This window comes from Streptomyces sp. NPDC008317, from assembly GCF_042955955.1.
Classification (GTDB): Bacteria; Actinomycetota; Actinomycetes; order Streptomycetales; family Streptomycetaceae; genus Actinacidiphila.
In genome coordinates this window covers 203,797-216,621 of sequence record NZ_JBIBFQ010000004.1, presented here as the reverse complement: position 1 = coordinate 216,621, position 12,825 = coordinate 203,797, and the positions used below count along the sequence as shown (strand labels likewise).

10 protein-coding genes are annotated in these 12,825 nt (G+C 73.6%); 8 read left to right on the top strand and 2 right to left on the bottom strand.

Going from position 1 to position 12,825, the window contains the following annotated elements:
- The first annotated feature begins 76 nt into the window (after positions 1-76).
- From ACFY9V_RS14415 to ACFY9V_RS14380, 8 genes are all read left to right on the top strand, one after another.
- Complete coding sequence (locus tag ACFY9V_RS14415) at positions 77-2,215, top strand: bifunctional diguanylate cyclase/phosphodiesterase (RefSeq protein ID WP_355348083.1); 2,139 nt, start codon at positions 77-79, stop codon at positions 2,213-2,215.
- Positions 2,216-2,427: 212 nt separating this feature from the next.
- Positions 2,428-2,724 carry an Asp-tRNA(Asn)/Glu-tRNA(Gln) amidotransferase subunit GatC gene (gatC, locus tag ACFY9V_RS14410; protein ID WP_355348086.1) on the top strand — a complete coding sequence of 99 codons (297 nt, stop codon included), beginning with the start codon at positions 2,428-2,430 and terminating at the stop codon, positions 2,722-2,724.
- A gap of 4 nt (positions 2,725-2,728) precedes the next feature.
- Complete coding sequence (gatA, locus tag ACFY9V_RS14405; protein WP_355348089.1) at positions 2,729-4,222, top strand: Asp-tRNA(Asn)/Glu-tRNA(Gln) amidotransferase subunit GatA; 1,494 nt, start codon at positions 2,729-2,731, stop codon at positions 4,220-4,222.
- On the top strand, positions 4,219-4,443 hold the full coding sequence (locus ACFY9V_RS14400; RefSeq protein ID WP_355348092.1) for a hypothetical protein: 225 nt from the start codon (positions 4,219-4,221) through the stop codon (positions 4,441-4,443). Before gatA ends, ACFY9V_RS14400 begins: the two co-directional genes overlap by 4 nt.
- Before the next feature lie 29 nt (positions 4,444-4,472).
- Positions 4,473-5,981 (top strand): Asp-tRNA(Asn)/Glu-tRNA(Gln) amidotransferase subunit GatB, encoded by a 1,509-nt coding sequence (gene gatB / locus ACFY9V_RS14395; protein ID WP_355348095.1) that lies wholly within the window; start codon positions 4,473-4,475, stop codon positions 5,979-5,981.
- A gap of 218 nt (positions 5,982-6,199) precedes the next feature.
- Positions 6,200-6,859, top strand: coding sequence for a hypothetical protein (locus ACFY9V_RS14390; protein WP_391161492.1), 660 nt, complete (start codon positions 6,200-6,202; stop codon positions 6,857-6,859).
- A gap of 161 nt (positions 6,860-7,020) precedes the next feature.
- The gene (locus ACFY9V_RS14385; RefSeq protein ID WP_355348101.1) at positions 7,021-7,242 is read left to right on the top strand and encodes a hypothetical protein; all 222 of its coding nucleotides are present in this window, start codon (positions 7,021-7,023) and stop codon (positions 7,240-7,242) included.
- Positions 7,243-7,403: 161 nt separating this feature from the next.
- Positions 7,404-10,415, top strand: coding sequence for an AAA family ATPase (locus ACFY9V_RS14380; RefSeq protein WP_391161491.1), 3,012 nt, complete (start codon positions 7,404-7,406; stop codon positions 10,413-10,415).
- A 15-nt stretch (positions 10,416-10,430) separates the two neighbouring features.
- Here ACFY9V_RS14380 and ACFY9V_RS14375 read toward each other — a convergent pair whose 3' ends face one another.
- Together ACFY9V_RS14375 and ACFY9V_RS14370 are read right to left on the bottom strand one after the other, a co-directional pair.
- On the bottom strand, positions 10,431-11,585 hold the full coding sequence (locus tag ACFY9V_RS14375) for a PQQ-dependent sugar dehydrogenase (RefSeq protein ID WP_391161490.1): 1,155 nt from the start codon (positions 11,583-11,585) through the stop codon (positions 10,431-10,433).
- Between the two features lie 163 nt (positions 11,586-11,748).
- Positions 11,749-12,741, bottom strand: coding sequence for an aldo/keto reductase (locus ACFY9V_RS14370; RefSeq protein WP_355348110.1), 993 nt, complete (start codon positions 12,739-12,741; stop codon positions 11,749-11,751).
- Between the last annotated feature and the right edge of the window lie 84 nt (positions 12,742-12,825).

Here is a 12,825-nt window from a genome sequence, read left to right as displayed (position 1 = left end):
GCGGCCTCAGCGGGTCCCACCGCGGGCACCGGCGCGGTGGACCTGCTTGCCACACCAGGCTGCGAGAGGGACGGGCATGGAAACGACGGAGGGCGTCGTAGCGGCGCCGCTGCCCAGCAGCCAGGCCGCGACACCGCTCCCGTGCGCGACCCGGCCGTCGATCCGGATAGGGGTGCCGGCGGTGGCCGGTGCCGCGCTCGTCGCGGGCGTCGTCCGCATGGTCGTCAGCGGCCACGCGCTCTTCCCCGGCGGCACCATCGGCTGGGCCCTGGCCGTACTCACCGGCATCGTTGTCGGCCACCTGGTCGCGATGGGCCGCGACCGCTGGTGGGGCGGCACCGGATCCGGCGCCGCCCTCACCCTCGCCATGCTCCTGCTCTACGGCTGGGTGCCCGCCGTCCTCGTCAGCCTCGCCGTGGTCGTCCTGGTCGGGGCCGCCCGCAGGCACCGCTGGCGGGAGGCCGCCCTGCACGGCGCCATCGACATCCTCGGCATCGGCGCGGGCGCGCTCGCCCTCTACTGCTTCGGCGACCACCCCTCCGTCGAGGGCCCCTGGCGGCCCGCCGCCTGGACGCTGTCCGCCGCCCCGGCCATCCTCGTCACCGCGTTGGCCTATCTGACCGCGACCCGGCTGCTGCTGTGGCTCGCGTTCGCCCCGCGCGGCGGCGGCCTGCCCACGGTCGCGCGCACCGCGCTCATCCGGCAGGGCATGGTCGGCGTCGCCCTGCTCGGCATCTCCCCGCTGATCCTGGTCGTCGCCTGCGACATGCCCGTCCTGCTGCCGCTGTTCTCCGTCCCGCTGATCGCGCTGGACTCCACCTTGTGGATCGCGCACGCCCGCGCCGAGGAACAGCTCCGCGACCCGCTCACCGGCCTGCCGAACCGTCAATGGCTCCTGGAACGCGTCCGGTCGGCGCTCGACATCGCCCAGGGACGCGGCGAGCGCAGCGCCCTGATCCTCATCGACCTCGACAAATTCCGCTCGGTCAACGACACGCTCGGGCACCTCGCGGGCGACCGGCTGCTCCTCCAGGTCGCCGACCGGCTGCGGCTCGCGCTGCCGCGCGGCGCCGAGGCCGCCCGGCTCGGCGGCGACGAATTCGCCGTTCTGCTGCCCATCTGCGACTCGCCGACCCGCGCCCAGCGCGTCGCCCGCGCGCTGGCCCTGGCGCTCGGCTCCCCGATCAGCCTGGACGGCCTGACCCTGGTGCTGGAGGCCAGCGCCGGGGTCGCCGTCTTCCCCGACCACGCGGTGGACGCCGAAGGGCTGCTGCGCCGCGCCGACGTCGCGATGTACCAGGCCAAGCTGGACCGCAGCGGCGTCGAGGTCTACGAGGCCAAGCGCGACGGCAACACCCCCGACCGGCTCGGCCTGCTCGGCGACCTGCGCCGCGCCCTGGACGCCGGGGACGTCCAGCTCCACTACCAGCCCAAGGTCCGCTTCGACGGCCAGGTCGCCGGACTCGAAGCGCTGGTGCGGTGGGAGCACCCGGAGCGCGGCCGGGTGAACCCCGAAGAGTTCATCACGATGGCCGAGACGTCCGGGCTCATGCCGCAGCTCACCGAGTACGTCCTCGACACCGCCCTCGCGCAGGTCGCCCGCTGGCGCCGGATGGGCCTCGAAGTCCCCGTCGCCGTCAACGTCTCGCCCCGCGACGTCCACAGCCCCGGCTTCGCGGGCGCCGTCGCCGCCCGCCTCGCCCGGCACCAGGTCCCGCCGGGCTCGCTCCAGTTGGAGATCACCGAGCACGTCCTGCTCGAAGACCCGCAGCGCGCCGCCGACACCCTCAACGGGCTCACCGGACACGGCGTCAAGATGTCCCTCGACGACTTCGGCACCGGCTACTCCTCCCTGGTCCACCTGCGACGGCTCCCCGTCAGCGAACTCAAGATCGACCGCTCCTTCGTCGCCCGCCTGGTCATCGACAACGAGGACGCCGAGATCGTGCGCTGCACCATCGACCTCGCCCACTCCCTCGGCCTCCTCGTCGTCGCCGAGGGCGTCGAGGACGACGAGACCTGGGAACGCCTTCGTGACCTGCGGTGCGACGCCGTCCAGGGGTGGCTCGTCGCCGCCGCCATGCCTCCCGACGAAGCCACGGCGTGGCTGCGCGCCCGCGGTGAACGAGGGTGGCAGCGGCCTGTCGCCGCGCTGGCGGCGACGCCCGAGCCCGAGCCCGAGCATTCGGCTCTGCCGGAGATCCGCCGACCCTGACGCGCCCATGGGCACGGCCCTTGTGCGTCCACTTGCGCAGGTGGGTACGCCCCTGAAAAGCAGGGCCCCGCGTCAGCGCACCGTACCGGGGCCGCGCCCCTGAAAAGATCGGGTTGCCGCGCGCGGGAGGGAAATGGGGTCTGGGGGCGTGCCCCCGGGCCCGTAGGATGAGGGGTCCACCGACATCTCACCCCGCAGAGGATCGCAATCGCATGCCTGGCATCACGCGCGAGGAGGTCGCCCACCTCGGCAAGCTGGCACGGCTGGAACTGTCCGCCGACGAGCTGGACCACTTCGCCGGACAGCTCGACGACATCATCGGCGCGGTAGCCCGCGTGTCCGAGGTGGCCGGCGAGGACGTACCGCCGACCTCGCACCCGCTGCCCCTGACCAACGTCATGCGCCCGGACGACGTCCGGCCGTCGCTGACCCCGGAGCAGGCCCTGTCGGGCGCCCCGGCGCAGGAGCAGCAGCGCTTCAAGGTGCCGCAGATCCTGGGGGAGGACTAAGACCATGACGGACATCATCAGGCTGACCGCCGCTCAGACGGCGGAGAAGATCGCGTCCGGCGAACTGACCGCGGTCGAGGTCACCGAGGCGCACCTGGCCAGGATCGAGGCCGTCGACGAGAAGGTGCACGCCTTCCTGCACGTCGACCGCGAGGGCGCCCTCAAGCAGGCCCGCGCCGTGGACGCCAAGCGCGCGGCGGGCGAGCCGCTCGGCCCGCTGGCGGGTGTGCCGCTGGCGATGAAGGACATCTTCACCACCGAGGGCGTGCCCACCACCGTGGGCTCGAAGATCCTCGAAGGGTGGATCCCGCCGTACGACGCGACCGTCACGAAGCGGCTGAAGGCCGCCGACGTGGTGATCCTCGGCAAGACCAACATGGACGAGTTCGCGATGGGCTCCTCGACGGAGAACAGCGCGTACGGCCCGACCGGCAACCCGTGGGACCTGACCCGTATCCCCGGCGGCTCCGGCGGCGGTTCGGCCGCGGCGCTCGCCTCGTACCAGGCGCCGCTGGCCATCGGCACCGACACCGGCGGCTCCATCAGGCAGCCCGCCGCGGTGACCGCGACGGTCGGCGTGAAGCCCACCTACGGCGGCGTCTCGCGGTACGGCATGGTCGCCTTCTCGTCCTCGCTCGACCAGGGCGGCCCCTGCGCCCGTACGGTGCTGGACGCCGCGCTGCTGCACGAGGTGATGGCCGGGCACGACCCGCTCGACTCGACCTCCGTCGACGCGCCGGTGCCGCCGGTCGTCGAGGCCGCGCGCAACGGCGGCGTGGCGGGCCTGCGGGTCGGCGTCGTCAAGGAGTTCGGCGGCGAGGGCTACCAGGCCGGTGTCGTCCAGCGGTTCAACGAGTCGGTGGAGCTGCTGCGCGACCTGGGCGCCGAGATCGTGGAGATCTCCTGCCCGTCGTTCACGTACGCGCTCGCCGCGTACTACCTGATCGCGCCGTCGGAGTGCTCCAGCAACCTGGCCCGCTTCGACGCCATGCGCTACGGCCTGCGGGTCGGCGACGACGGCACGAAGTCGGCCGAGGAGGTCACCGCGCTGACCCGTGACGCGGGCTTCGGCCCCGAGGTCAAGCGCCGCATCATGCTCGGCACGTACGCGCTCAGCTCCGGTTACTACGACGCGTACTACGGCTCGGCGCAGAAGGTCCGCACGCTGATCACCCGGGACTTCGAGAAGGCATTCGAGAGCGTCGACGTGATCGTCTCGCCGACGACGCCGACCACCGCCTTCCCGATCGGCGAGCGCGCCGACGACCCGATGGCGATGTACCTCGCGGACCTGTGCACCATCCCCGCGAACCTCGCGGGCAACGCGGCGATGTCGCTGCCCTGCGGACTGGCCCCCGAGGACGGGCTGCCGGTGGGACTCCAGATCATCGCACCCGCACTCAAGGACGACCGGCTCTACCGGGTCGGCGCCGCCGTCGAGGCCGCCTTCGTGAAGAAGTGGGGCCACCCCTTGCTAGAGGAGGCACCCCAGCTATGAGCACCGTGAAGAAGAAGGGCAAGCCGGGCACGTACCTGGCCATCGGCAGCACGCTCTTCGCGGCCTTCAGCAACATCAAGAAGGTCCGCACCGCCCGCGGCGAGCAGGACACCCTCCAGTTGGTCGACGGCCTGATCCGGGTGGCCGCGGTGGCCACCGGCGTCGCCCTGCTCATCCGCGAGCTGCGCCAGGCGAACGACGACGACATCCTGACCGGCTGACCGGACGGACTGAGAAGGTAGAGGGAACTGTGACCGTCACGGAGCTGCTGTCCTACGAGGACGCGCTGGCGTCGTACGACCCGGTGATGGGCCTCGAGGTCCATGTCGAGCTGGGCACCAGGACCAAGATGTTCTGCGGCTGCTCGACCGAACTGGGCGCCGACCCCAACTCGCAGACCTGCCCGACCTGTCTTGGCCTGCCCGGCGCGCTGCCGGTGGTCAACGCGGTCGGCGTGGAGTCCGCGATCAAGATCGGCCTCGCGCTCAACTGCGACATCGCGCAGTGGTGCCGCTTCGCCCGGAAGAACTACTTCTACCCGGACATGCCGAAGAACTTCCAGACCTCGCAGTACGACGAGCCGATCGCGTACAACGGCTATCTGGACGTCCAGTTGGAGGACGGCGAGGTCTTCCGGGTGCAGATCGAACGCGCCCACATGGAGGAGGACACCGGCAAGTCGCTGCACGTCGGCGGCGCCACCGGGCGGATCCACGGCGCCTCGCACTCGCTGCTGGACTACAACCGCGCGGGCATCCCGCTGATCGAGATCGTCACCAAGCCGATCGAGGGAGCGGGCGCGCGCGCCCCCGAGGTCGCCAAGGCGTACGTCGCCGAGCTGCGCGAGCTGATCAAGGCGCTGGGCGTGTCCGAGGCCCGGATGGAGCAGGGCCAGATGCGCTGCGACGTCAACTTGTCGCTGCGCCCGCACGGGCGGGAGAAGTTCGGCACCCGCAGCGAGACCAAGAACGTCAACTCGCTGCGCAGTGTGGAGCGGGCGGCCCGCTTCGAGATCCAGCGGCACGCGGCGGTGCTGTCCTCCGGCGGCACGATCCTCCAGGAGACCCGGCACTTCCACGAGGAGGACGGGTCGACGACCTCCGGCCGGATCAAGGAGGAGGCCGAGGACTACCGGTACTTCCCCGAGCCCGACCTGGTGCCGGTCGCCCCGGCCCGTGACTGGGTCGAGGAGCTGCGCGCCGGGCTGCCCGAGCTGCCGCGGCTGCGCCGCAAGCGGCTCCAGGAGAGCTGGGGCATCGCCGACCACGAGATGCAGTCGGTGCTCAACGCGGGCGCGCTCGACCTGATCCTCGCCACCATCGACGAGGGCGCGGACGCGGCGGCGGCCCGTAAGTGGTGGATGGGCGAGCTGGCCCGGCACGCCAACGAGTCCGGCACCGAGCTGGCCGATGTGCCGATCACCCCGGCGCAGGTGGCCAGGGTCGCGGCGCTGGTCTCGGCGGGCGACCTCAACGACAAGCTGGCCCGCCAGGTCATCGAGGGCGTTCTCGCGGGCGAGGGCGACCCCGACCAGGTGGTCGACAAGCGCGGCCTGAAGGTCGTGTCCGACGACGGCGCCCTGGGCGCGGCCGTGGACGAGGCCATCGCGGCCAACGCGGCGATCGCGGACAAGATCCGTGGCGGCAACCTGGCCGCGGCGGGCGCGCTGATCGGCGCCGTCATGAAGCTCACGCGCGGGCAGGCGGACGCGAAGCGGGTCCGTGAGCTGGTGCTGGAGAAGCTGGGCGTGCAGGGCTGAGGCCAGGCCGCCCGCGCGCGCCGGACGGTTATACGAGGGCGGTTCCCGGTGGCGGGGGCCGCCCTCGGCCGTGGGCGGCCCCCGTCGCCGTGGGCGGCCTCGGCCGTGCCCGGCGACGTGAGTCGGCCGGGATGTGGACAGTGGATCTCACAGGTTGAGGCGGGCACTCTCAGACGGCTCTCAGTCCGCTCTCAGAAAGCATCCCTACGGTGCGGACCATGGAGACCACCAAGCCCCCCACAGTGACCGACGCCGAGACCGAGAGCGGGATTGAGAGCGGGACCGAGACCGAGACCGGGACCAAGAGCGGGACCGAGACCGAGACCGGGACCGAGACCGCGTCCGCGCGGGAGAAGCCCGGCACCCCCGCCGCGGAGACCGCGGCCGACCTCGAAGTCGTGGACGAGACCGACTACGAGGTGATCGGCGACGGAGCCGACGCCGAGGAGGAGGACGACGCCCTCGCCGCGGAGCCGTCCGCCGCCTCCGCCATCGTGACCGGCGCCGCCGCCGTCGCGGGCGCCGCGCTCGCGTTGTCCTCGCTCACCGGCACCTGGCTCAGCAACGTCGTCTCCCAGCGGCAGGGCCTGATCGGCCAGATCAAGACGTCCAGCGGCACCGCCAAGCAGCAGATCGCCGCCGGATACGGCACGCCCTGGCACGCGATCGCCCTGGTCAACGGCATCTTCGCGGTCGTCGCGCTGATCGTCTGCGGCGGAGTGCTGCTGCACCCGGCCTCCCGGGCCCGCGCCGCCCGCGGCCACTGGAGCCAGGCGCTGGCCTGGGGCGGTGTCGTCCTGGCCTTCATCGGCCTGCTCATCGCGGGCGCGATGTGGTTCGACGTGTTCGCCGACCTCCCTACGGTCCCCGCGTCCTGACCCCCGCGCGGTGAGCGTCTAAGGCACTCGCACCCCGTACGGGGCGGCCGTCTAAGGCCCCCTGGGGCCGAGAGTTGCGGCAACTGCCCGATGTGGCGGGACCCCCTTGGAGACGAAGCTTGTGGCAGCGGAACAAGCACATCATCCAAGGGGAGAGACCGATGTTCGCGTACGAACTCCAGCAGGCCCGCCGTGACGACCTCCAGCACCGCGCCGACGCCTGGCGGCTGGCCCGGGACGCCAAGGCCGCCCGCGACGCCGCCCGCAGGAACCGCAGGACCACCAGGACCGCCGCCCGCACCGGCACCGAGGCGGACTCGGCCGCGGAGGCCCCCGCCTCCCCGCGCCCGTCCCGCGGCCGAGCCCGCCACCAAGCCGCATGACTGCGCCGCACCCGGCGCCGGCCCGGACCACCGCGACCGCGCCGCCGGGTGCGCGGGCGCAGGGGCCGCCCCCGGCGGGCGGCCCCTCTCCCGCGCCCGGCGGCAGGGACGGGCAAGGCGCCGCCCGGGTAATCGGTGTCGGGGGAAGGCGTGGGCGTGCGATGCTCGGCAGCGTGCAGACGCAGTCGCTGAGTCCCGAGTTCATTGGCCGTGACGCCGAGCTGGCGAAGCTCGGCGCCGCGCTGGCCGCCGCGGCGGCGGGGGAGCCGCAGGCGGTGCTGATCGGCGGGGAGGCGGGGGTCGGCAAGACCCGGCTGACCGAGGAATTCGTGGCCGCCGCGCGGGCGGCCGGCGCGGTCACCGCGGTCGGCGGCTGCGTGGAGATCGGCGCGGACGGACTGCCGTTCGCCCCGATCTCGACGGCGCTGCGCGCCCTGTACCGGGCGCTCGGCGCCGAGCTGACGGCCGCCGCGGCCGGGCAGGAGGCCGAGCTGGCCCGGCTGCTGCCCGAGCTGGCCGAATCCGGCGGCGGCCTGCCGCGCGACCCGCACGACGAGGACGGCCGGGTCCGCCTCTTCGAGCTCACCGCCCGCCTGCTGGAACGGCTCGGCGCCGACCGTACGCTCGTCGTCGTCCTGGAGGACCTGCACTGGGCCGACCGCTCCACCCGCGAGCTGCTGGCGTATCTCTTCCGCTCCCTCCAGCGCGCCCGCGTGCTGATCGCGGGCACCTACCGCGCCGACGACATCCACCGCAGGCACCCGCTGCGGCCCTTCCTCGCCGAGACCGACCGGCTGCGGACCGTCAAGCGCATCGAGCTGCCCCGCTTCAGCCGCGCCGAAGTGCGCCGTCAGCTCGCGTCGATCCTCGGCGCGGAGCCCGCGGACGCCGTCGTGGACGAGGTCTTCACCCGCTCGGACGGCAACCCCTTCTTCGTCGAGGAGCTGGCGTGCAGCATCACCCGCGGCTGCGCCACCGGCATCAGCGAATCCCTCCGCGACCTGCTGCTGGTCCGCGTCGAGGCGCTGTCCGACGACGCCCAGCGGGTGGCGAAATTCGTCGCGGAAGGCGGCAGCACGGTCGAGTACCGGCTGCTCGAAGCCATCACGGGACTGGACGAGGACGCCCTGCTGGACGCGCTGCGCACCGCCGTGGGCGCCAACATCCTGCTGCCCTCCGACAGCGGTGAGGGCTACCGCTTCCGGCACTCCCTGGTCCGCGAGGCCGTCGGCGACGACCTGCTGCCCGGCGAGCGCAGCCGGATCAACCGGCGGTACGCGCGGGCCGTCGAGGCCGACCCGACGCTCGTCCGCGCCGACGAGCGGGCCGCGCGGCTCGCCAGTTACTGGTACGCCGCCCACGACCCGGCCAAGGCGCTGCCCGCCGTCCTGCGCGCCTCCGTCGAGGCCAGGCGGCGGCACGCGTACGCCGAGCAGTACCGGCTGCTGGAACGCGCGCTCGAACTGTGGGACGACGCCCCCGAGGAGACCCGCGCCGAGCTGCGGCCCGCCGACTACGCGGAGGCGTACCCGGCGTGCGGCTGCCACCCCGACACCCCGCTGAGCCTGCTGGACCTGCTCGCCGAGGTCACCGTCGCCGCCCGGCTCGGCGGCGAGCGGGAACGCGCGCACGCGATGGCCAAGCGGGCACTGCGGCTGATGGACCGCGACGACAGCGGCGACGACCCGCTGCGCGCCGCCTGGTTCTGGGCGCAGCGCTCCCGTGTCACCGAGGCGCTCGGCCGCGGCGACGGCTGGGACGAGCTGTCGCGCGCCCGCGAACTGGTCCGCGGCCAGCCGCCGTCCGCCGCGCACGCCGAGGTCCTCACGATGATCGCGAGCTGGATCATGGTGCACAAATCCGGCGCCGAGGGCGTCGACATCGGGCGCCGCGCCGTCGAGTACGCCCGGCAGGCCGGCGCCCGCGACACCGAACTGCACGCCCGCGTCACCCTCGGCCTGCTCCAGGCCGACGGCGGTGACATCGACGGCGGCATCGCGGAGGTCGAGGAGGTACGGCGGCTGCTCAGCGGCGACCACGCGGTGCCCGGCGCCATCGCCCGCACCTACGGCAATCTGTCCTCCGTCCTGGAGGGCGCGGGCCGCTCCCGCGAGGCCGTCGCCGTCGCCCGCGAGGGCCAGCGGCTGATCGGCGCGCGCGTCTCGCTCGGCATCCGCTCGTGGCTGCTCACCAACGAGGGCGAGTCGCTGATCTCGCTCGGCCGGTACGCGGAGGCCGCCGTCGCCCTCGCCGAGGCGCTGCGGTACGCCGACGGCTCGTATCCGCGCGCGGGCATCGAGATGCACCACGGATTCCTCGCCCTGCTGCTCGGCGACACCGAGGCCGCCGTCCGCTACCAGTCCGCCGCCCGGTCCGGTCTCCTCCACGACACGCAGCCGCAGCACCTCATCCCGAGCCGCACCCTCGCGCTCCAACTGGCCTCGGCCCAGGGCCGGTTCGACGACGCGCGCCGCGAACTCCTCGGCGCGATCGACAGCGGCTTCGCCACCGGGACCACCCGCTTCGCCTGGCCCCTGCTCGCCGCGGGAGCCGCCGCCGAGGCCGACGGCGCCGCCGAACCGCGCGTCCTGGAACGTATCCGCGCCGCCGCCCGCGAGCTGTCCCGGCCGACGCCGCTCGCCGAGGCGTACGCCCTGGTGGTCGACGCCGAACTGGCCCGCGCCGAAGGCCGTACGGAGCCCGACCTGTGGGCCGCCGCCGCGCTCGCCTTCGCCCGCCAGGAACGGCCGTACGAACTGGCCGCCGTACGCCACCGGCACGCCGAGGCGCTGCTGGCCGCGGGGCCCGAGGGCCGTGAGGAGGCCGGGTGCCTGCTCGCGCAGGCGTACGCGACGGCGGACGCCTTCGCCGCGCGCCCCCTGCGCGACCGGATCACCCGACTGGCCCAGCGCGGTCGCCTGCCCCTGGACAGCCCCGCGCCCCCCGCCACGGACCCCGTCGAATCCCTCGGGCTCACCGCCCGTGAACGCGACGTGCTCCGCCTGGTCGCCGACGGCCTCACCAACCGTCAGGTCGCCGAAGTCCTGTTCATCTCACCCAAGACGGCGAGCGTCCACGTCTCCAACATCCTCGCCAAGCTCTCGCTGTCCACCCGCGGTGAGGCCGCCGCGCTGGCCCACCGGCTGAACCTCTTCGCCCCGGCGGCGTCCTGACGCCGCCCGCGCGGGTCAGCTCACCGTGAGGTGCAGGATGCGGTCGTCGCCCTTGGCGGGGGTGCCGCGGCCGTCGGTGTTGCTGGTCGTCAGGTACAGGGTGCCGTCGTCGGCGGCGACGACGGTGCGCAGGCGGCCGTAGACGCCGGTGAAGAAGGACTGCGGGGCGGCGGCGGCGTGGGCGCCGTCGAGGGGGATGCGCCACAGGCGGGCGCCGTGGAGGGCGGCCATCCAGATGGACCCGGCGGCGTAGGCGATCCCGCTGGGCGACGCCTGGTCGGTGTGCCACTGGACGACGGGGTCGACGTACCCCGCGCGGTGCGCGATGCCCTCGACGACCGGCCAGCCGTAGTTCTTGCCGGGCTCGATGAGATTCAGCTCGTCCCAGGTGTCCTGGCCGAACTCCGAGGCCCACAGGCGGCCCTTGTCGTCCCAGGCCAGGCCCTGCACATTGCGGTGGCCGTCGGAGTAGTCGAGGGAGCCGGGCGTGGGGTTGTCCTTCGGCGGCTGCCCGTCGGGCGTCATCCGCAGGATCTTCCCGGCGAGCGAGGACTTGTCCTGCGCGAGCCCGCGCTGGTTGGTCTCGCCGGTCCCGGCGTACAGCATCTTGTCGGGGCCGAAGGCGATCCGCCCGCCGTTGTGGATGGTGCCGCTGGGGATGCCCCGCAGGATCGTGTCGGGGGCGCCGAGCTGCTGGCCCTCGGCGTGCGAGGTGTCGTACAGCATCCGGACGATGCGGTTGTCCGACGCGGTCGTGAAGTACGCGTAGACCAGCCGGTCGGAGCCGAAGTCGGGGGAGAGCGCGAGGCCGAGCAGACCGCCCTCGCCGCCCGCCTGGACGCCGGGCACGGTGCCGACCGCGCTGGTGGTCTTCTTGACCGGGTCCACGCGGACGATCCGGCCGGTGTCGCGGGAGCCGACCAGCATGGTGCCGTCCGGCAGCGTCGCGACGCCCCACGGGGTGTCGAGCCCGGAGGCGACGGTGCCGGTCACCTTCGCGGTGCCCTTGGCGGGCGCGGCGGACTCCGACGGGCTGGCGGGCGGCGCGGTGGTCCCGGCCGTGCCGCCGCTCGGGGAGGGCGCGGACGGCGAGGCGCCACTGCCCGACGGCCGGGGAGTGACGAGATTCGGGCCGTCCGACGAGCAGCCGCCGAGGACGAGTACGGCCACGGCGGCCACAGTCCCGGCCGCCGTCCGGCGGACCGGCCCGCGGCGCACTGCGCTCCAAGACCTCACGGCGCTCACTCCCTCGTTTCGCCCCAGCACATCACACGCGAGCGGCGTCCCGCCCGCCGATCACCCGTACCCGCCGGGGCCGCACGGCAGACCCGCGTCAGTCCCACGAGCCGCGCGCGGCGGGCAGCTCCGCGATCTCCGACAGGTCCTCCGAGGTCAGCCGCAGCCGCGCGGCCCCGGCGTTCTCGGCCGTCCAGCGGGCCGACTTGGCGCCGGGGACCGGCACGACGTGCGGCCCCTGGGCGAGGACCCAGGCCAGGGCGACCTGGGCGGCGGTCGCGTCGTGCCGCTGGGCCACCCGGCGCAGTCCGGCCACCACGGGCTGGTTGGCGGCCATCATCTCGGCGGTGAAGCGCGGATGCCGGGCGCGCAGGTCGTCCGGCTCGAAACCGCCGCCGGGCGTCAGCGTGCCGGTGAGGAAGCCGTTGCCCAGCGGCATCGCGGCCATGAAGCCGATCCCGCGCGCCGCGCACCACGGCAGCAGCGACTCCAGGGCCTCGGCCGCCCACACCGACAGCTCGGCCTGCACACAGCTGACCGGGAAGACCTGCTGGGCGCGTACGAGGTGCCGGATCGTCTCGTCGTGCAGGTGCGCGCCGGTGCGGCGGTTGCCGCGCGCGCCGACCGCGCACAGGCCGAGCGCCCGCACCTTGCCCGCCGCGACCAGTTCCGCCATCGCGCCCCAGGTCTCCTCGATGGGCACCTCGGCGTCCACCCGGTGGAGCTGGTAGAGGTCGATGACGTCGGTCTGGAGGCGGCGCAGCGACGCGTCGCAGGCGCGTTTGACGTACCCGGGGCGGCCGTTGGCGACGATGTGCTGCTCGCCGACGAGCAGCCCGCACTTGGTGGAGACGAACGCGTCGCGCCGCCGCTCCCTCAACACCCGCCCCAGCAGCAGCTCGTTGGTGAACGGGCCGTACATGTCGGCGGTGTCCAGCAGCGTCGAACCCGTGTCGAGCGCGGTGTGCACGGCCCGCAGCGACGTCTCGCCGTCCTGGCGCGAGGTGCTGTACGCCCAGCTCATCGGCATGCATCCCAGGCCCACGGCGCCCACTTCGAGAGCTGCTGCACCGATTGTCCTGCGCTCCACCCGACCGTCCTCCCTCAAAGGGCCGTTCGTGATCCGCCGGACCGATCCCAGCCGCCGCCCCACTGTGTCATAGCCTCCTGACCA